22 protein-coding genes are annotated in these 19,512 nt (G+C 30.0%); 1 reads left to right on the forward strand and 21 read right to left on the reverse strand.

The window, feature by feature from the left end; translation table 11 throughout:
• The 12 genes from BT151_RS06695 to BT151_RS06750 all read right to left on the reverse strand — a co-directional run bounded on the left by BT151_RS06695 (window position 1) and on the right by BT151_RS06750 (window position 8,216).
• Window positions 1–543, reverse strand: coding sequence for a glutathione peroxidase (locus BT151_RS06695; RefSeq protein ID WP_072401041.1), 543 nt, complete (start codon window positions 541–543; stop codon window positions 1–3).
• Between the two features lie 2 nt (window positions 544–545).
• The gene (locus BT151_RS06700; RefSeq protein ID WP_072401042.1) at window positions 546–1,229 is read right to left on the reverse strand and encodes an SDR family NAD(P)-dependent oxidoreductase; all 684 of its coding nucleotides are present in this window, start codon (window positions 1,227–1,229) and stop codon (window positions 546–548) included.
• Window positions 1,230–1,252: 23 nt separating this feature from the next.
• Window positions 1,253–1,468, reverse strand: a complete 216-nt coding sequence (locus BT151_RS06705) for a hypothetical protein (protein WP_072401043.1) — start codon at window positions 1,466–1,468, stop codon at window positions 1,253–1,255.
• Window positions 1,469–1,635: 167 nt separating this feature from the next.
• Window positions 1,636–1,860 carry a hypothetical protein gene (locus BT151_RS06710; protein WP_072401044.1) on the reverse strand — a complete coding sequence of 75 codons (225 nt, stop codon included), beginning with the start codon at window positions 1,858–1,860 and terminating at the stop codon, window positions 1,636–1,638.
• Between the two features lie 4 nt (window positions 1,861–1,864).
• Complete coding sequence (gene folE / locus BT151_RS06715; RefSeq protein WP_072401045.1) at window positions 1,865–2,560, reverse strand: GTP cyclohydrolase I FolE; 696 nt, start codon at window positions 2,558–2,560, stop codon at window positions 1,865–1,867.
• Window positions 2,561–2,614: 54 nt separating this feature from the next.
• Window positions 2,615–2,887, reverse strand: a complete 273-nt coding sequence (locus BT151_RS06720; protein ID WP_072401046.1) for a TIGR03643 family protein — start codon at window positions 2,885–2,887, stop codon at window positions 2,615–2,617.
• Window positions 2,884–3,312 (reverse strand): hypothetical protein, encoded by a 429-nt coding sequence (locus BT151_RS06725; RefSeq protein ID WP_072401047.1) that lies wholly within the window; start codon window positions 3,310–3,312, stop codon window positions 2,884–2,886. The genes BT151_RS06720 and BT151_RS06725 overlap by 4 nt, the downstream gene beginning before the upstream one ends.
• 92 nt (window positions 3,313–3,404) lie before the next feature.
• Entirely contained in the window at window positions 3,405–4,826 is a 1,422-nt protein-coding gene (locus BT151_RS06730) for an SDR family oxidoreductase (protein ID WP_072401048.1), read from the reverse strand.
• Between the two features lie 35 nt (window positions 4,827–4,861).
• Window positions 4,862–5,497 carry a flavin reductase family protein gene (locus BT151_RS06735; protein ID WP_072401049.1) on the reverse strand — a complete coding sequence of 212 codons (636 nt, stop codon included), beginning with the start codon at window positions 5,495–5,497 and terminating at the stop codon, window positions 4,862–4,864.
• Complete coding sequence (locus tag BT151_RS06740; protein WP_072401050.1) at window positions 5,497–6,807, reverse strand: ABC1 kinase family protein; 1,311 nt, start codon at window positions 6,805–6,807, stop codon at window positions 5,497–5,499. Before BT151_RS06740 ends, BT151_RS06735 begins: the two co-directional genes overlap by 1 nt.
• 9 nt (window positions 6,808–6,816) lie before the next feature.
• Complete coding sequence (locus BT151_RS06745) at window positions 6,817–7,473, reverse strand: TetR family transcriptional regulator C-terminal domain-containing protein (RefSeq protein WP_072401051.1); 657 nt, start codon at window positions 7,471–7,473, stop codon at window positions 6,817–6,819.
• 86 nt (window positions 7,474–7,559) lie between these two features.
• Window positions 7,560–8,216 carry an MIP/aquaporin family protein gene (locus tag BT151_RS06750; protein ID WP_072401052.1) on the reverse strand — a complete coding sequence of 219 codons (657 nt, stop codon included), beginning with the start codon at window positions 8,214–8,216 and terminating at the stop codon, window positions 7,560–7,562.
• Between the two features lie 210 nt (window positions 8,217–8,426).
• Here BT151_RS06750 and BT151_RS06755 point away from each other — a divergent pair, with 210 nt between their 5' ends.
• The gene (locus BT151_RS06755) at window positions 8,427–9,272 is read left to right on the forward strand and encodes a DUF2911 domain-containing protein (RefSeq protein ID WP_072401053.1); all 846 of its coding nucleotides are present in this window, start codon (window positions 8,427–8,429) and stop codon (window positions 9,270–9,272) included.
• Between the two features lie 85 nt (window positions 9,273–9,357).
• Here BT151_RS06755 and BT151_RS06760 read toward each other — a convergent pair whose 3' ends face one another.
• The 9 genes from BT151_RS06760 to BT151_RS06800 all read right to left on the reverse strand — a co-directional run bounded on the left by BT151_RS06760 (window position 9,358) and on the right by BT151_RS06800 (window position 19,509).
• A complete protein-coding gene (locus tag BT151_RS06760; RefSeq protein ID WP_072401054.1) occupies window positions 9,358–10,341 on the reverse strand; it encodes a Gfo/Idh/MocA family protein in 984 nt (327 codons plus the stop codon).
• Window positions 10,319–12,034, reverse strand: coding sequence for a sodium:solute symporter family protein (locus BT151_RS06765; RefSeq protein WP_072401055.1), 1,716 nt, complete (start codon window positions 12,032–12,034; stop codon window positions 10,319–10,321). The genes BT151_RS06760 and BT151_RS06765 overlap by 23 nt, the downstream gene beginning before the upstream one ends.
• Before the next feature lie 117 nt (window positions 12,035–12,151).
• The gene (locus BT151_RS06770) at window positions 12,152–14,677 is read right to left on the reverse strand and encodes a PIG-L family deacetylase (RefSeq protein WP_072401056.1); all 2,526 of its coding nucleotides are present in this window, start codon (window positions 14,675–14,677) and stop codon (window positions 12,152–12,154) included.
• A 93-nt stretch (window positions 14,678–14,770) separates the two neighbouring features.
• Window positions 14,771–15,232: a hypothetical protein gene (locus BT151_RS06775; protein WP_072401057.1), complete on the reverse strand. Its 462-nt coding sequence runs from the start codon at window positions 15,230–15,232 to the stop codon at window positions 14,771–14,773.
• A gap of 110 nt (window positions 15,233–15,342) precedes the next feature.
• Complete coding sequence (gene corA / locus BT151_RS06780) at window positions 15,343–16,407, reverse strand: magnesium/cobalt transporter CorA (protein ID WP_072401058.1); 1,065 nt, start codon at window positions 16,405–16,407, stop codon at window positions 15,343–15,345.
• A 33-nt stretch (window positions 16,408–16,440) separates the two neighbouring features.
• The gene (locus BT151_RS06785) at window positions 16,441–16,983 is read right to left on the reverse strand and encodes a mechanosensitive ion channel domain-containing protein (protein ID WP_072401059.1); all 543 of its coding nucleotides are present in this window, start codon (window positions 16,981–16,983) and stop codon (window positions 16,441–16,443) included.
• A gap of 52 nt (window positions 16,984–17,035) precedes the next feature.
• Entirely contained in the window at window positions 17,036–17,971 is a 936-nt protein-coding gene (locus BT151_RS06790; protein WP_072401060.1) for a septum formation inhibitor Maf, read from the reverse strand.
• 27 nt (window positions 17,972–17,998) lie between these two features.
• The gene (locus tag BT151_RS06795) at window positions 17,999–18,592 is read right to left on the reverse strand and encodes a Maf-like protein (protein WP_072401061.1); all 594 of its coding nucleotides are present in this window, start codon (window positions 18,590–18,592) and stop codon (window positions 17,999–18,001) included.
• Window positions 18,592–19,509, reverse strand: a complete 918-nt coding sequence (locus BT151_RS06800; RefSeq protein WP_072401062.1) for a geranylgeranylglycerol-phosphate geranylgeranyltransferase — start codon at window positions 19,507–19,509, stop codon at window positions 18,592–18,594. The genes BT151_RS06795 and BT151_RS06800 overlap by 1 nt, the downstream gene beginning before the upstream one ends.
• Window positions 19,510–19,512 lie beyond the last annotated feature (3 nt).

The following is a 19,512-nucleotide window of genomic DNA, read 5'->3' on the forward strand; positions in this document are numbered from 1 at the left end:
TTACTTTAAGTGTTTTGTTATTTTTGAATTTAATGGATTTGTAGCAGATAAATAATAATCTACAAGTTTGCCTTGGTCATTAACTAAGTATTTTTGAAAATTCCACTTTACTGAAGAATCTATTTTTCCATTATTAACCTTTTGAGTTAACCAAGTGTATAATGGGTGTTGGTTTTTGCCTTTAACATCAATTTTTTCAGTAATTAAAAAAGTTACACCGTAATTTACTTCGCAAAAAGATTCGATAGCTTTTGCATCACCAGGTTCTTGACCGCCAAATTGATTACATGGTAAACCTATAATTTGAAGTTTGTCTTTATATGTTTCATGTAACTCTTGCAATTCTTTGTATTGTGATGTAAAACCACATTTTGAAGCTACGTTTACAAATAGTAAATGTTTGCCTTTAAAATCTGCTAGATTTATTGGTTTCCCGTTTAAAGCATTAATGGAAATATCATAAATTGATTCTATATTCATTGCCTGTTGTTGATTACTGTTTAAAGAAAAGAGTGTTGCTAGAAAAGCTATAAATGGGTTCATATTTAAATTTTAAAACTTACTATACCACAATCCATCTCGAATATTTGACCAGACAAAGAAGCCGTTTTCTCAGAAATTAAAAACTCTGCCATATCTGCAACTTCATCAGGATTTAAAAACTTTTTTAGAGGATGACGTTCCGTGATATTTTCAATCATTTTGTCATTACGTAAAAGTTTAGATGCTAATTGTGTGTTTGTAACTGTTGGAGCAATAGCATTAATACGAATAGTTGGAGCTAATTCTGCTCCTAACGATTTTACTAAACCTTCAACACCAGCTTTTGATGTTGCTATACTCGCATGAAAAGGCATGCCTAATTTAGCAGCTACAGTACTAAATAGAACAATAGCAGGATTGTTACCTTTTTTAAGAATTGGTAAATATTTTTGAATAGATTTTACAGCCCCAATAACATTGATTTCAAAGTCGTTTTTAAAATCGTCTATGGTAAGTCTAGAAATAGGCTTTAAATTAATACTACCTGGGCAGTAAATTAATCCGTCTGCAGATTCAATTTCAGGTAAATCCTCTTTGGTAATATCACAAGAATAATGAATTAAATTAGCATGAGTTTCTTCAGGTGAAGTTCTGCTTATATTTATTACTTTGGAGTGATTGAGGAGCTTTTTTATTATGGCATTTCCAATGCCCTTACTTCCACCTATAACAATAATTGTTTTCATATGGTTTCAGGGCATTTTTAAATTTATGGCCTGCCCTTTAGCCTTTTTTCAATTTTCTGTTTTATTGCAGTTAAGCGCTTCATAAGATCCATTATTTTAGGATCTTTTTCCTCTTTATAAATAGAATTTAAACTTAATATTAGGTCTTTAACCTCTCTAGACGACTCGATGCGTTCACTTGTTGTTTTAAAAGTGTGTTTGCGTTGTTCGAATTCTAGAGCTTTATCAATAATCTCCATAATTTTTTAATCTTTAATCTAATTTTTATTAGGTGCGGATAATGATGTATTTCCACAATTTCACAATATAGTAAAATCTATGATATATACGATTTTTATGGGGATAATTTATGTAAAATTTAATATTTTAATTCATTGAACAATATAATTTCAAGTTTCTTTAAAATTTAAGCGGTTAAAGGTGCTCCTTTTAATCGTTTTTCAACTTTTCTTTTTATTGCAGTTAAACGCTTCATGATGTCCATAATTTTTTCATCTTTTTTACGCTTATATACTTGATTTAAATCTAGTATTAATTGTTTAGCTTCTCGGGAAATTTTAACACGGTCGCTAGTAGATAAAGACCGCATTTTTGTTTTTTCAAATTCTAAGGCTCTTTCTATTAAATCCATAATTTTAATTGTTTAAATAATTTTGTAATTCTCTTATTTTTTCTGGTGTATTAAATTGTCCACCATAATATGATGTTACTGTAGCAGAAGTATCATCTTTAATACCTCTAGAAGATACACATAAATGTTTTGCATCTATGATAATAGCAACATCATCAGTTTCTAAAATATTTTTTAACTCATTGGCGATTTGATTGGTTAATCGTTCTTGAACTTGCGGGCGTTTTGCATAATACTGTACAATACGATTTAGTTTAGATAAACCAATTACCTTACCAGATGAGATATATGCTACATGTGCTTTGCCAATAATAGGCACAAAATGATGCTCGCAGTTTGAATAAAATGTTATGTTTTTTTCTACCAACATTTGATTGTATTGGTATTTATTATCAAACAATGCAATTTTTGGTTTGTTTTGAGGATTTAATCCAGAAAATATTTCATCTATATACATTTTGGCAACGCGTTGTGGTGTTCCTTTTAAAGAATCGTCTGTTAAATCTAACCCCATAACGTCCATAATCTCTTCAAATAAAATGGCAATACGCTCTTTTTTTTCGGTATCATTTAATTTGAAAGCGTCTTTTTTCATGGGAGTTTCTAAACCTGTAAATAGATGGTCGTCTCCAATATCATCAATAGAAAATCCATTTAATTTATGATTGTTTTTGTTGCTTTTTAAAGTCTCTATACTCATGTTTGTCTTTTTAGTGTGCTGTCTTAAAGAAAATTTTTCTTTAACCAAAGCACGTTAACGTTTAGATATTGTATTATGGGTAATTTGTTTTTGTCTAGAACATTTAAAACGGCCCTTTTCAAAAGCTCTAAGTTTTTCATGTTTTGTTTTTCTTCCTTGAACTCGTTTGCGCCACATTTTAAAACTACTAGGTTTCATTTCAGTTCGCATCAGTTCAATTACTTCTTGTTCTTTTAATCCAAATTGAAAATTAATAGCTTCAAAAGTTGTTCGGTCTTCCCAAGCCATTTCTATTATTCTATCAATATCTACAATTGTTAAATTCATATACGTTGAAAATTATATTGCAAGTCGTATTTTATTTTCTGATCTAACATTTTGCTTAAAAAAGATTTGTTTTCTTTAAATGTTTTATTGTTTTTAAAACGAATAAAGCGTCCTTGTGCATGAATACTTGCTCCATTTATTTTGTATAAAACTAAATGGTAATATGGAATAGCCCAAGTAAAGTTTTTTAAACCTTTATTAATATAAATAAGAATACCGCCAGGACGTAATTCTATATTTGCATAATTGATGTCTGAAACTACATTTAAGTATGATTTTAGGTTAGGACTAACCTCTTCTATAATCATTCTTTTAGAACCAATACCTTTCATTTTAAAAGATTCAAAAAGGGTAAAAGATCTACCTACTAAATCTTCTATGATTACCTTATTTTCTTTGTTAGTATTTGTTGAATCTAAAATCATAATTTATTGATTATATCAAATATATAAATGTTTAAAATATTTATATATAAGTTAAACAAAACTATTTTCTATACAGTAATAACTTTTGCTTATTATTTAACTAATGCATTAATCATGCCTTTAAATATAAATCCATGAAAAGGAAGTACGCTATACCAATATAAACGTCCCCAAAGGCCTCGTGGTCTAAACGTTGCAGTTTGTTTGAGTAAGCCATTTTCAATTTTAAATTCTAGCCATGCTTCCCCTGGAAGACGCATTTCTGCATAAAGTAAAAGTTTTTGCTGTTCTTTATCTGCAAATATTACTCGCCAGAAATCTAAAGAATCTCCAGCGTCTAAATCTGTTGGACTTGTGCGACCGCGACGTAAACCTATGCCACCAAAAAGTTTATCTATATAACCACGAATACGCCATAAAATATTGCCATAATACCAACCTGTTTTACCACCAATAGACCAAATTTTATCAATGGTTGTTTTTGAATTTATTACTGGCCGTTCTTTATAATCTTTAAAGCAACCGTACTTAGGCACGTTAATATATTTGTGTAAATTATTACGTAATCTACCACTACTAATCATAGAGTCTTTCCAACTGGAAACAATACTATTTTGCTCAATTTTTTCAAAAGCTAATTCAACAGCTTGTTTGTATGTTAAAGGGTTTACATTAAGTAATTTGTTAATATTACTAGGTTTACCAATAATTTGCACACCCATACTATCCACCAACGATGAAGCTAGTTTGTAAGAGGTAGAGGTTACAAAATATAACCAATAAGAAGATAATTTTGGCGTCATTACCGGAACGGTTAAAATATAGCGTTTAAGATTTCTTACTTCTGCAAATTGAAGTAGTAATTGCTTATAATTTAATATTTCAGGACCAAAAACATCATAAGATTTGTTGTATAATTCTGTATTACCAGCAGCTTTAAGTAAAAAAGACATAACGTCTCTAACAGCTAGAGGTTGAGTTTTTGTGTGCAACCACTTTGGGGCAATCATGAAAGGAAGTTTTTCAACTAAATCTCTTATAATTTCAAAAGAAGAACTACCAGAACCAACAATAATTCCAGCTTTAAATATAGTTGTAGCGTATTTTTTAGACGCTAGCAAATCTTCTACATTTTTTCTAGAACGTAAATGTTTTGAAAGTTCTTTTTCATTGGTAATCCCACTTAAATAAATAACCTGCTTAACGTTTGTGGTTTCTAAACAATTTTTAAAATTGACCGCACATTGCTCTTCAAGTGATTCGAAATCTTTTGAAGAATTAGACATAGAATGTATAAGATAATAAGCTACGTCTATTTCTTTAGGGATGTTATGAAGTGTTTCAGGCTTTAAAAAATCGGCCTCAATTATATTAACGTTTTCTTCTTCTGAATAACTTTTGTCAGCTCTTAATTTATCTCTAACTACACAAAAAACTGTATGTCCTTCACTAAGTAAAAGAGGAATAAGGCGTTTGCCTATATAGCCAGTTGCTCCTGTAACAAGAATTTTCATTTTTACTGATTATTTTAAAACTTAAATAAGTTTTATTAATTATTTACAGACTCAAATGTTTTTGGTCTTTGGTAACCAAAACGCTTATTTGTTTCTGGAATTGCATAAGCATCTAAGCCATTTATGGCTGCAACTTTTGCTTTAGATAAATTTACAAACCCATCTTTTTCAATTAAACCATCATTAATGTGTAAGCCGATAATTTTTCCAATAACTAGAATAGTGTCATTTTCTTTAATATGATATTCTTCAACAAATTGCATTGCTAATTGTAACGGAGCATCTTGAACAAATGGTGCATGAAAGTTATTTTTATATTCTGAATTTAAGTTAGTTAAATCAAATTCAGAAATTGAAGCATCATATTTTGCTGATGTATGATGAGCATCTTCAATAATGTTTTCATGAATATGATTTATGGTGTAAAAACCTGTAGATTTTATGTTATCGTAAGTATTTCTAGAAACGGTTGTTGGACGTGAAAAAAAGCCAAACATAGCTGGACTAGAACCAATATGAGTTATGGAGCTGAATACAGCAACATTTTCATAACCTTCTTTAGATTTTGTACCAATAAGATTTGCCGATTTATAACCAGAACAACTATTTATAAGGTTTATTTTATAAATATGTTCTAGATTATCTATGTCACTTTTACTAAAGTAGCCCATTACAATTCTAAATAATTATTAATTTTTATGTTTTGAGCTTTTAAATCGAACATTAAATTATAAAGCCCAAAAAAGGTTCTGTTTATATAAATAAAGTGTTTTGAGCCACGGTTACCATTCATCTTTTTTAAATCTGTACTTTTAGAATAGCGTTCTCCCAATTCGGCAATTTTACCAAAGAAATTGGCGTCAGAAAAATCAAAAGTTTCAGCGTGAAATGGCTGCGTGAATAAACTTAGCATTTCATGAAACATAGCTGTAAAAAACTCTAGCTCATCTTTAGTATCATCTTCTTTAAGAATTTCTAATTCATATAGTTTTGATACAAAATACTCTTTGTTATTTATGTTTTCTTTTTTTGCTAATTCAAAATAAGGCACGTAAAAATCGTCAGGAATAGTTTTCATACAACCAAAATCTAAAGCAACCAATTCGTTTTCTTTAGAAATTAAAAAATTTCCTGGGTGTGGATCTGCATGTACTTTTTTTAGGTTATGAATTTGAAACATGTAGAAATCCCAAAGTGCTTGCCCAAGTTTATTAGAGTTTTCTTGATTTGTATTATATGCTGTAAATTCTGAAAGATGTTCACCATGCATATAATCCATAGTTATAATTCTTTCAGATGAAAATTCCTCATAATAATTTGGGAAAACTAGATTTTGAATGTGATTACAAGCCTTTGCAATCTCTTTGCTTTGTTTTAATTCAAGAATATAATTAGTTTCTTCAACAAGTTTGTTTTCTACTTCCTTGAAGTATTTGTCAGAATCTTTTCCTTTTATGTTAAACATACTCATGGCAACAGGTTTAACCATAGCTAAATCTGATGCGATACTTTCTGCAACTCCTGGATATTGGATTTTCACAGCAAGTTTTTTCCCATTCTTTTCTGCAATATGCACTTGCCCAATGCTAGCAGCGTTTACAGAAGTTGCGTTAAAAGTATCGAATATGTCATTTGGATGTTTTCCAAAATATTTTTTAAAAGTTTTTATTACCAAAGGAGGCGATAATGGCGGCACCGAAAATTGTGCTAGCGAAAACTTTTCAACATAAGCTTGCGGTAAAATACTCTTTTCCATACTTAGCATTTGTGCCACTTTAAGTGCACTTCCTTTTAATTGTTTTAAGCCATCATAAATATCTGAAGCATTGTTTTTATTTAAACGCTCTTTAGCATCTTCTTCAGAATTTACAATTTTATCTCCGTAGTATTTTAAGTAATTAACACCAACTTTGGCACCTGTTGTAACTAATTTTGTAGCACGTTGAATTTTACTAGTAGGTATTTTGTCTATGGTTTTCATAAGATAATATTAGTTCATTTGGAATTTTTCTTTAAATAGAAATTTACCAAGATCTATAACGCTTTTTAGAGGAGCAACATCCAAAACATCAAAACTTGTGTTAACAGATTTTTCAATAAAAATATCTGTTTTTTCAAAAGAAGGAGAAGTGTCGTCTAACCAAAATTTCATGGTTAATAATAATTGTAACCAAGCCGATTCTTTTAATGTTCTTTGTTGAATTTTTTCTATTTGTTCTTGCTTAACATCCAGCATTTGTATTTCTAAGTGATATATATAATCTGTAAAATGATGTTTTAATCCAGAAAGTACTTTTAAGCCTTTTAAACTGTTTTTGTATTTGTAAAGAACAAGTTTAACGTAACTTCTATTCGCAGTTAAGTTTTCAAAAAAGGTGAAGTAAAAACTTAGTAGTTTGTTTCTAGCGTCAAATATTTTATAATCTTCACTTGCATTTAATGCATTTACTGAGTTATTGAAAAAGGCTTCAAATATGGCTTTTTCAATAACTTCAAATGATGCGAAAAATTCATAGAATTTAGATTCTTCAAAATTATTAATCTTCGCGAATGCAAAAACTGATTTTGGATTTTGATTATGCTCTAAAACATAATCCATATAATATGTTATAATATCGTTTTTTGAAATTGTTTTTTTCTTTGCCATAACAAATTGATTTACAACAAAGATACAAAATGTTTAACAATTTTTGTAATAAGTTGAACAAAATATTAAAACCACCAATTCAAAATTTAACAGCAATTATCGTTTTTTGTTAATTTACAACTTGAAACAGCAGTTATAGCACCCAAAATAGGAGCTGAAATATAAAGCCATAAATATTGAAAATTACCTGTGAAGAGGGCAGGAGCAATTGAGCGTATGGGGTTCATTGAGGCTTTAGTCATAGGGCCAGCAAACATAGCTTCTAAAAGTATGACACTACCAACAGCTATGGCAGCCATATTTCCAATTTCTTTGCTACCAGTTGAAACGTTAATAATTACAATCATTAAAAAGAAAGTAAGTAGGAATTCTAAAATAGCAGCTTTGTATGCAGGAAAACCATTGGCAGGTGTCGTTTCTCCTAAAAATTGACTTTCGGGAAATAAAAACCACAATAAAAATGCTGCAAAAACAGCACCTATAGCTTGTGCTAGAATATACTTAGGGACATCTTTCCAAGCAAATTTTTTAGCAAATGCAAATCCTATAGTTACTGCTGGGTTAAAATGTGCTCCAGATATTTCTCCAAAAGCATATATCATAGTCATAACAATTAGCCCCCAAGTAGCAGCAACACCAGCGTGTGAAATACTTCCGTTTGTTATTTCGTTAATAGTCATGGCTCCACAACCACAAAAAACCATCGCAAAAGTGCCTATTATTTCGGAGTAAAATTTTTTCATTTAAGCTTCCTTTTTTTTCGACTAGAGATTAATATTGGAGTTAATTTTACTTGAAAATCTTATTGCTTTTAATCTTTTTCTTGTATCTCAAGATTTATTAATATGTAAATATACGATGACTTATTTTAAGGTTTTGTTAACATTAAAAGGATTTTTGATACGTAAATTTATGCCTACAATTATAACCTAAATTATCTAATACATATTAAAATGAAAAAACTACTATTACTATTATTAGCATTTACAACAGTTTACTCTGTAAATGCACAAATTGAAACACCTGCACCGAGCCCATCTAGTAAAGTGGAACAAATGGTTGGTTTAACAACTGTAAATTTAGATTACTCGCGACCTAGTGTAAAGGGAAGAACTGTTTTTGGAGATTTAGTGCCTTACGGTAAAGTTTGGAGAGCTGGCGCAAATGCTAGAACTAAAATTACGTTTAGCAACGATGTTGCTGTAGATGGTAAAGAGCTTAAAGCTGGTACTTATGCCATATTTGCTATTCCACAAGCTAATTCTTGGGAAGTTGTTTTTTATACTGAATATGCTGGTGGTGGAGCACCTGCTGAGTTAGACGAAACTAAAGTAGCAGCAAGAGTTACTGCTGAAGTTTATCCTCTACCTTTTAATGTAGAGTCTTTTACTATTGATATTAATAACTTAACAAATTCTAGTGCCACTTTAGAGTTTATTTGGGAGAAAACATATGTAGCAGTTCCTTTTACTGTACCTACAGATAAAGCTGTAACAGCTGCTATTGAAAGTGCTTTAAGTGGACCAAGTGCAAATGATTATTACGCTGCTGCAACTTATTATTTAAGTGAAGGAAAAGATATAGCTAAAGCAAAAGAATGGATGGATAAATCTATGAGTATGACTGATAATCCACAGTTTTGGCAATTAAGACAACAATCTCTAATTTATGCAAAAGCTGGTGATAAAAAAGGAGCAATTTCTGCTGCTAAAAAATCTTTAGCTGCTGCTGAAAAAGCTGGTAATACAGATTATGTAAAAATGAATAATGATTCTCTTAAAGAATGGGGAGCTATGTAAATCCAGACTTCTAGGAAGATTGAAAAAACAAACTTCAATTTTATAAAAAAAGCGCAACTTTTAAAGTTGCGCTTTTTTTATTGTTTTAATAACTAAGATTAATAATGTTTCTAACGTCATCTAAAATTTTTATGAGATTTCTGCTAAAATCAAAAGTCATAATATCACTTTCCTTTTTACCTTCTCGAATCAATTTATTAAAATGAATGGCTTCATAATTATAACCAATAGTATTGTAACCAAAATCTTTTATTTCTTCCTTTCCATCAATAATTATTGAAACTGTTGTTGGCATATGAAACATGGTGTTAATTTTTATTATGGCTTTTTCACAATAAAAAATAGCTTCAGTAGGATTATTTGAAATAAATGAACTTTCTAAATGAGCATCACAATTGTCATAATGAAAAACCATATCACATGTTGAATCTGCACCATTCTCAAAAAAAGTAGCCGTAGCATCAATGTTATTTGGTACGCCTAAAGTAGAAAGTGCTGTGAAAATAGGGTAGATGCCTATATCTAATAAGCTACCACCACCTAGTGATTTGTTATAGGTTCTTGAAGAATCATCAAATTCTCTGTGAAAACCAAAATCACTTTCAACTTTTAAAATTTTACCGTAAGTTTTGTTTTCAATAAGCTCCAAAACATATTGATAGTGAGGCAAAAAGTATGTCCATAACGCTTCCATTAAAAGGGTATTGTTTTCTTTTGCACAAGCTATCATTTCTTCTACTTCTTCAATATTCATTGCAAAAGGCTTTTCGCATAAAACTGCGATTCCTTTTTTTAAACACAAAATGGTGTTTTCTTTATGATAAACATGAGGTGTAGCTATGTAAACTGCATCAATATTTGGGTCGTTGGCTAAAGCTTCATAACTATCATATGCTTTTATTGCATCGTATTTTTTTGCAAATTCATCTGCTTTTTCTTGAGTACGAGAGGCTACAGCATATAGTTTTGCATCTTTAATAGTTAATAAATCTTTGGCAAATTTATTGGCGATATTACCAAGGCCAATTATACCCCAGTTAATAGTTTTATGTTCTGATTGTTTTGTCATTTGGATTAATTATTTGAAGTAAGCACGCAATAGTAATAACAATAATGCAGCCTACAAAGTTTAACCATAAAAAAGGAAGATTTATCATTTCATACAAATCTAAAAGATACAAACCAATAACCATAACTTGAGTTATTAAGGCCGCAATAAAAACAGCATTTCCCTTTACAAATTTGAAGAAAAAAGCTAATAGGAAAATACCCAAAACATTACCATAAAAAATAGAACCGATAATGTTTACCAACTGAATTAAATTTTCAGCAAGATTTGCAACACAAGCAACGCCAATGGCTAAAATACCCCAAATAAGAGTAAACCATTTAGAAGCTTTTACCATTTGTTCTTCAGTTTTCTCTGTTGTGTTTCGTTTGTATAAATCCATTGTAGTTGTAGAACCTAAAGCATTTAATTCACTAGCAGTACTAGACATGGCTGCACTTAATATAACTGCTAAAAGCAATCCTATAAGTCCGCGTGGTAAATTATTTAATATAAAATGAATAAAAACATAATCTTTATCATTGCTTTCAACTTTTATACTTTGGTTTTCGGATGCTTTATCAATTAATACTCTCGCTTCATTTCTAATCTCATTGTTTGCTTCATTAGCGATGGTTATATATTTTGAAATTTCTTCAGGATTTTCAGAATTAACATAGGCCTGAATAATTTTCTGCTTATCATTAAAAATATCGTGTTGCTCGTCTTGAAGTTTTATATAATCTTCAGCATATTCAGAATTCAAAACAACTTCTGTAGCCGTAGGATTAAAGTTTACAGGCGCTTCATTAAATTGATAAAAAACAAAAACCATAACACCAACTAATAAAATAAAGAATTGCATAGGTACTTTTAACAGGCCATTAAAAATTAAACCTAGTTGCATTTCTTTAACCGATTTACCAGATAAGTAACGCTGTACTTGGCTTTGGTCGGTTCCAAAATAAGATAGCATTAAAAAGGTTCCTCCAATAATTCCACTCCAAAAGGTATAACGATTATTTAAATTGAAGGAGAAATCTAAAACTTCCATTTTTCCACTAGCTCCAGCAATTTCTAAAGCTTTAGTAAAAGTTATATCCTGCGGAAGTTTATTCACAATTAAGAAGAACGCTACTAACATACCTATAAAAATAACGACCATTTGATGTTTTTGGGTAACGTTTACAGCACGTGTTCCACCTGAAACTGTATAGATAATTACAAGAAAGCCTATAATAATGTTTAGCGTTAATAAATCCCAACCTAAAACTACCGATAAAATTATGGCTGGTGCAAAAATGGTTATTCCTGCAGCTAAACCACGTTGTATTAAAAATAATATGGCGGCTAATGTTCTGGTTTTTAAATCGAATCTATTTTCTAAAAACTCGTATGCGGTATAAACTTTTAAACGGTGGTATAATGGGATGAAAACCATGCAAATAACTACCATGGCTATAGGTAAGCCAAAGTAAAACTGTACAAAGCCCATACCATCATTAAATGCTTGACCTGGAGTAGATAAAAACGTAATAGCACTGGCTTGTGTTGCCATTACAGATAACCCAATAGTCCACCATTTTGATGTATTGCCACCTTTTAAATAATCTTGAACATTTTTACTACCACGGGTTTGATAGGTGCCATAAGCTACTATAGCAAATAAAGTTACGCAAAGCACTGTCCAATCTATCCAACTTAATATTTGCATAGTATTAAAAGGCTTTGGTTATGAAATAAAAAAGAATAAAATAAATGGCATTGGCAATTAAGACTATAGAGTAAAGTTTTAACCAAGGTTGTTTTGTTTCTTTATCTTCAGGCATCTTTAATCGTTTAATTTGTCTTTAGTTTTTAAATCTTCTTTACCAATAGAAAGCATGTTTGCAAATAATCGGTAAGCACCAGAAACACCTTCTGGAAATTCTCTAAAAAAGCTTAAACCAGTATATATGTAATAGCCTTTACCGTGTTTTGCAACTAATAAACTACCATCTTTTGGTGTTTCACCTTTATCGTTCATAGATAAAATAGGCGTGAACTCTTGCGACCATTCATTTGGAAAATACAATCCGCGTTCTTGTGTCCAGCCTTTAAAATCTTGTTGTGTGATTTTATTTGGTGAGTTTAGTATTTCATGATCTGGATTTAAAAAACGGACTTCAGCATTTTCATCAGTTACTCTATCTCGTGATAATTTTAAATCATAAGGTGCTAAATTATCAACTTTTAATCTATGATTGGTATTGTACTGTACAATCATATTACCGCCATTTTCAACAAAATCAAACAATTGTTGTTGTTTAAATTTTAGCTCATCCAATATATTGTATGCTCTAATGCCAACAACAATAGCATCAAATCTACTTAATGTTTCAGCATTTATATCTTGAGGTTTAATAACTAAAACATTATAACCTATTTGTTGTAAACTTTCTGGAACTACATCACCAGCACCTTGTATATAACCAATGTTTTCACCTTTCTTTTTAATATCAAGACGTACAATTTTACTTTCACTAGGTAATAAAACGGTTTGAAATGGAATATGCTCATAATCAATTTCAATAAGCTCTTTGGTGTATTGTTTATCTCCAATATGAATAATTGGACTTATATAACCTTCACTTTGATTTTTTGATGGAATTACCGTAAAAATGAGTGTTTGTTCTTCACCTTTATTGATGATGTTTATTTTTTGTTTTTCAGGGTAAACACTCCAATCCTTTGGGTGTGCTATTTGTGCAAATCCTTCTAAATTATTTCTTCCAGCTTTAACAACTACTGTAATATCATGTTGTTTATCGCTTTCGAAAATAATAACTTTTTCAGTGATTTTTGCAGAAGCTTCTGGGATAATTTCAAACGGACGATACAATTCACCTTTATCTGGTTTAGAATATCGTTGTACAATGCTTTTGGTGAAAGTTAGAGGCACGTTATTTATTAAAACATTGAAATCTATTTTATGTGTTCTTGGTGTTTCAGGTAGTCCTATTAAATTTAAATCATCAACCTGATACATACCCAAATTTCCTTTTTTGGTAAGCCAATATGGTGTTGTAGGTTGTGCATCACTTTTAATTTTAATAACTTCTTTAAAATCATATTTATTATTATTCTCAAGCGACATGTTTTTATTAATATTTATGTCGTTGACAATTTTGAGGCTTACTAGCGTTATAGGAATCTCACTTCTTTTTAAAACTTCAATATTTAAATTGACTTCCTCATTTTGAGTTGCCCAATTTGTTTCTGCTGAAGCTTCTAAATACAAACCAGCACACATTTCAATAATGGATTTTAACTCTTTTGTTTTTTGAGTTTTCCAATGCAGGTCTTCTATTTTATCAAGTAATTTGTATGCTTCAAGAAGTTGTGGGATATGTGTTGAAGGATTTTTAAAATTGAAATTATTTTCTACTTCATATAAAATATCTCCAATGGCTTTTCCTCCTTTTATGCGATTCCAGGACGTATCAATGCCATCAAAAATATTTTTATTATCAGATAGAGGTTCTCCTTTTAAAAACTCGATATATTCATTTTCAGATCCACGTTGTGCTAAACGTCCAAAACCTTGGCATAAATGTTGACTGCTTGCTAATGACGCTAACTCGTTGTTTGACATGCCTTTTAATGGGTAATACGTGCCAACATCAAAGCTTACTAAGTTACCTTTATCGGCTTTTTCAAAATTCTCTTGACTTCCATAAAACCACCAACCTGTATTAAAAAATAAGCGCTTAGGTTGCCAAAGGCTAGCCATTTCTAATTGATTTGAATATGCCGTATTATTGTTAGCAAGATCGAAAGCTTCAACGCTTAACATCGCAGAGCTTGTATGGTGACCGTGTGTAGAACCTGGAGTTCTATGGTCAAACCTATTTATGATAACATCCGGCTTAAACTTTCTAATAGCTAAAACGACATCGCTTAAAACTTGATCTTTATTCCAAATTTCTAAAGTTTCATCTGGGTGCTTAGAGTAACCAAAATCGTTAGCTCTAGTAAACATTTGTTCACCACCATCAATACGTCTTGCAGCCAATAATTCTTGAGTTCTAATTACCCCTAAAAGTTCTCTAATTTCAGGGCCAATAAGATTTTGACCACCATCACCACGTGTTAATGATAAATATGCTGTTCTTGCTTTTTCATGGTTAGACATATAAGCAATTAAGCGCGTATTTTCATCATCTGGATGTGCTGCAATGTAAAGTACAGAACCAAGAAAATTAAGCTTCTGTATGGATTCGTATATCTCTGATGAAGAAGGTGTTTTGGGTTTTTGAGCGTGTAGAAAAAGGCTTGTAAATAGTAAAAGAATACTTAAAAATATTGACTTTAGCATAAGTTTGATTGGTTAACTAACTCTCAAATATAAAAAAGAAACCAGCATTAGTGCTGGTTTTAATTTTTATTTAACGCTTTGCTAACACTTAGCTTAAATTCTTTTATGCTCTGCTTTTTCTGGTACTGCAGGAATAATACTTGTTTGGTTTTGATTGAAAAATAATTGCTGAATAGAATCCATGCGCTTCATCATCCTTTTTACTTCTTCATCCTGATTTATAAAACCATCAAAGAAAAAATTTTTGTGGTTAAAGTTACCTGTAATGGAATCTTTTTTAAAAAAATCATCGAAAAAGGAATCGTTAAAAAAAGAATGATTGTTAAAGTGCTGTTGAAATTGCATTTTAAGACTATCATTTAATTTGTTGTTTGAAGAATAACTATAAGTATAGATAGAATCATACTTTATTAAATGACCTTGATTATCATATTCTTTATTTACATGAATATTTTCATCAGGTTTAATAGTGTTTGCCTCATTTTTTTGTTTGTCTTGTCCTGAACAATTAAAAAATAAAAGACAAAAGAAAGGGATTAACTTTAGTGTTTTCATCTTTAATACATTTTAAATTAAACAATTTGTTACTTGTTTGTTTAATTCAAAAAATATACCATGCGATTATTTTAGAGTAATCACATTTTTAAATGTCAAAATGACATAAATTAAAGCCACTTTTTACGCTTGAAATAGATTATCATACTAATAAAAATAGCAATCATAACTCCCCAAAGGACGAAGTATGAATATTTATAATTAAGCTCAGGAATATATTCGAAATTCATACCATATATACCCGCTATAAATGTTAGAGGAATAAAGATAGAAGCCATTATGGTAAGTACTTTCATAACTTCATTCATTTTATTACTAATACTAGTCATGTACATATCCATTAAACTCCAAATCATTTCACGGTAAATATCAATGTTTTCTGACACTTGAATTAAGTGGTCGTAAACATCTCTATAGTAGGTGATTGTTTTCTGTTGGATTAATGGGTTCTCGTTTTTCTCAATGCGATTTATGATGTCGCGAAGCGGAAATATAGCACGACGAACTCTTAAAATTTCTCTTTTTAAGTTTTGAATATTCTGGCTAACATCATCTGCAACATCACCTGAAAAGATAGCGGTTTCAAAATCTTCAATTTTATCACCTAAAACTTCAATGACACTAAAATAATGATCTACAATGGCATCAATTAAAATGTAAAGTAAATAATCGGCTTCCATGCTTCGAACTCTTCCTTTGGCTTGTTTAATGCGTTCTCGAACTTCATCAAAAACATCACCTTCAGATTCTTGAAACGATAGTACATAATCTTTGCCAAGAATAAAGCTTACTTGTTCAGAAATTATTTTTTCGTTTGCATCGTAATAAAGCATTTTTAACACTACGAACATATAATCATCATATTCATCTATTTTAGGTCGTTGAGATATATTAACAATATCTTCAAGTACTAAAGGATGTAATTCGTAATGCTCTCCAATTTTTTCAATAGCATTTACATGATTTAAACCGTTAATATTAATCCATGTAATTGAGCCTTCTTCAAAGTTAAAACACTCTTCAACATTTAGAAGTTCTTTTACTATACATTTGTCTTTATTGTAATCAAAAGCTTCAATAAATAATTTTTGATTTGACTTTTCTCCAGTGTATATAATACTTCCAGGTATTTGTCCTATCTTTTTTTTAGAATGTTGGATTCTTTTTTTAGCCATTTTAAAAATTAATATTATAAATATAGGTAATATTTATACCGCTTCGGCATCATCTTCAAACATCTCGACTATTGCGTCTTTTTCTATTAAAGTAACTGCTTTTTGTAACATTAAATTATTTGGGTATGTTACTAAATCACCCTCTTCAGTTCTTAAATGAAGTTGAAAGGCTCTAATATCTTCAATAATGGCTCTTACAGGAAAATCTTTGTCGTGAATTTCAATTTTATCTCCCACTTTATATGGAAAGTTAAAAAACATAATAATGCCAGAGGTAATATTACTTAAAATGGACCAAATAGCAAATAAACCAATACCTATAACTGCAAATATTGAAGAAAATAAAAATGCTAATTCTTTAAATTCAGCACCAAAAACAAAGGCTTCAATTAATAAAGCAATTAAAAAAATAGTTACAGTTACATACCTTCTAATAAGCCTTATTCTAGCATCATTAATGTCATTTTTTTTTGCAATTTTTGTTATAGTGAAATTAGTAATGAATCGTATTATTAGTAATGAAATAAGCACAATTCCAGTTATAATAAATTCATCTTGATAAGTGTTTTTAAACATAAATATGCGTATTAAAATTTAATACAAAGATACATTACAAAATGAAAAAGCTTTAGTTTAGTTGAAGTGTTTCTCTAAGAATTTCATCTTTATTCTTATTCTTTTCCCAGTAAGCAGATTTTAAAGTTTTTAACTTGGTTGCTTTAGTTGTTAAAACTTTGGCATTACTACCAAAGCCGCTTTTAAAGGTTTCTTCCCATTCTATAATATCGTAAGGGAAATTTGGGTTGAATTTTATGGTAAGCGATCTATTTAAATCTGGATAATTAATTGAGTATATATTGTTTGATAATTTAGCAGATGCTTTATAAGCTTTAATTGGAACATGACGTAATCGTGTATATTCAAACGAAGGAATTACTTCTAACTCTCCAATTGGTAAAGATTTTGGATTGATGCGTAATTGCGTCCATAATTCATTTTCTAGAATAGATTTTTCTAAATTAAAATGTTCATCAGCTTCACTTTCAAAATAGGAGTGAGAAGTGATTTGAAACTGTTCTCTATTGTTAAGTTGTGTGTAAACATGACCACACCATTCTTGAACAGAAGCAGATACTTTTACAGCATGTTGATTATTTGAAACAGGGTAGAAAGTACTCTGCATTATTGAATACGGGTAAATACCAGTAATAAAGTTTTTTGTGGCATTTAATTTTAAAACAGGTATGTTTTCAGGGTTTTTATAATCTGCTTTTACTTGTTTGTTTGCTAAGAAATCTTCTGTTACATAAACTAAAACAGCTTTACCTTCTCGTATTTCACCATACCGAGCTTGTTCTAATTTATATGATGAAATTTCAGCTTCACTTGAATACCAATAGTTTTTAAATTCTGAAGAAAGCTTTTCTTTTGCTTGAGTAGTTTTTACTTTAATTGCCGAATTATATGAAACATCATTGCTTTGTTTCTTGCAAGACGTAAGTAATATTATTACACCAAGAATACCCCAAAATAATATTTCAGCTTTTATAATTCTTTTAAACATGTTGTGTTTTGTTATAAAATTACAAACTTAGTAACCTTCTACAATGGTATTTAACGTTTTATAAACGAGGTGAACAGGTAACCCCATAACGTTAAAATACGAGCCTTCTAATTTGGTAACACCTATTAATCCAATCCATTCTTGAATGCCATAAGCACCAGCTTTATCGTAAGGTTTACATGATTTTATATAATATAAAATTTCTTCATCAGATAAATCTTTAAAAGTCACTTTTGTGATGTTGTGTAATGTCTTTTCAAAATTTGTTGTTGTAAAACAAACTGATGTAATCACTTCATGCGTTTTGTTACTTAACGATTTTAAAATATTGAAGGCTTTATCTTCATCTCTTGGTTTTCCTAAAGCTTCATTTTCATGCCACACTATGGTGTCGCTAGTAATTAAAATATCTTTAGGTTTTAGTTCTTTTTTATATGGTAAAGCTTTTAATTGCGCGAGGTAATTAGTAATTTCAAAATGTGTTAAGCGAGGCGGATATTCTTCTTTTACAGGCTTTAATCTAATTTCAAAATCTAACTCTAAATGTTTAAAAAACTCTTGTCTTCTAGGTGAACCTGAAGCTAAAATAAGATGATAGTTTTTAAGTTTGTCGTTTAGCATTAATTAAGAATTACATACTTGTATAAAAGTAATGAAAGCATCCCGAAAAGCATAACCAATTTGTACATATTACTTATATGATTAAATTCCTTTTTAGTTTCTGCACTAAATGTTTTAATACTTGTGTAGAGTAGCGGTGCAATAACAAATAATAAAAAATAGCCAACGGCTACGGGTTGTTTGTAAAGGTTTGAAACGATATAAAAAGTGATACCTAATAGCGGAATAAAATTTAATACTGCTAAAACATTTTTAGCACGTACTCTTCCAATTACTATTGGTAATGTATTCATTTCTGCTTTATAGTCACCATTAATATCCTCTATATCTTTAGCTATTTCTCTAAGCAAATTAATGATGAATGCAAACACAGCATAATCAAAAATGATTTTAAAAAAGGTAAATTGAATTTGCTGGTTTAGAGAAGTTATAGCCGGAAATAATTCAAAAATACCAACAATAATAAGACTCAATGCAACTAATATGGAAACTATAATATTGCCAATTAATAGTGTTCGTTTTAAATACGTTGCATACACATAAAGTAAAGCCGATATAACCACAAATATTGAGAAAAAAGGTGATCTATTTACAGAATGTGACAAGTAAAAACCAATACCAACGCCAATTAAATTAAGGATTATAAAAAGATTATAAGCCGTTTTTTCTGAAACAGATTTTCCAATAATAATTTTATTAGGCTTGTTTATAAAATCGGTTTCAACATCATTAATATCATTTATTATATTTCCTGCTGCTGCAATGCAAATAGTAGCAAGAATTAATAGCAAAATCCCAAAACTATCTAAACTTGTTTGAACTCCAAAAGGTTCTAAAAGTGCATATTTAACAAGTAATTGCGCAAGGGCAATCATTAATAAGTTTTTCCAGCGGATGAGATTTAAAATTGCGTACATTCG

It is taken from the genome of Flaviramulus basaltis, assembly GCF_900114265.1.
GTDB lineage: Bacteria > Bacteroidota > Bacteroidia > Flavobacteriales > Flavobacteriaceae > Flaviramulus > Flaviramulus basaltis.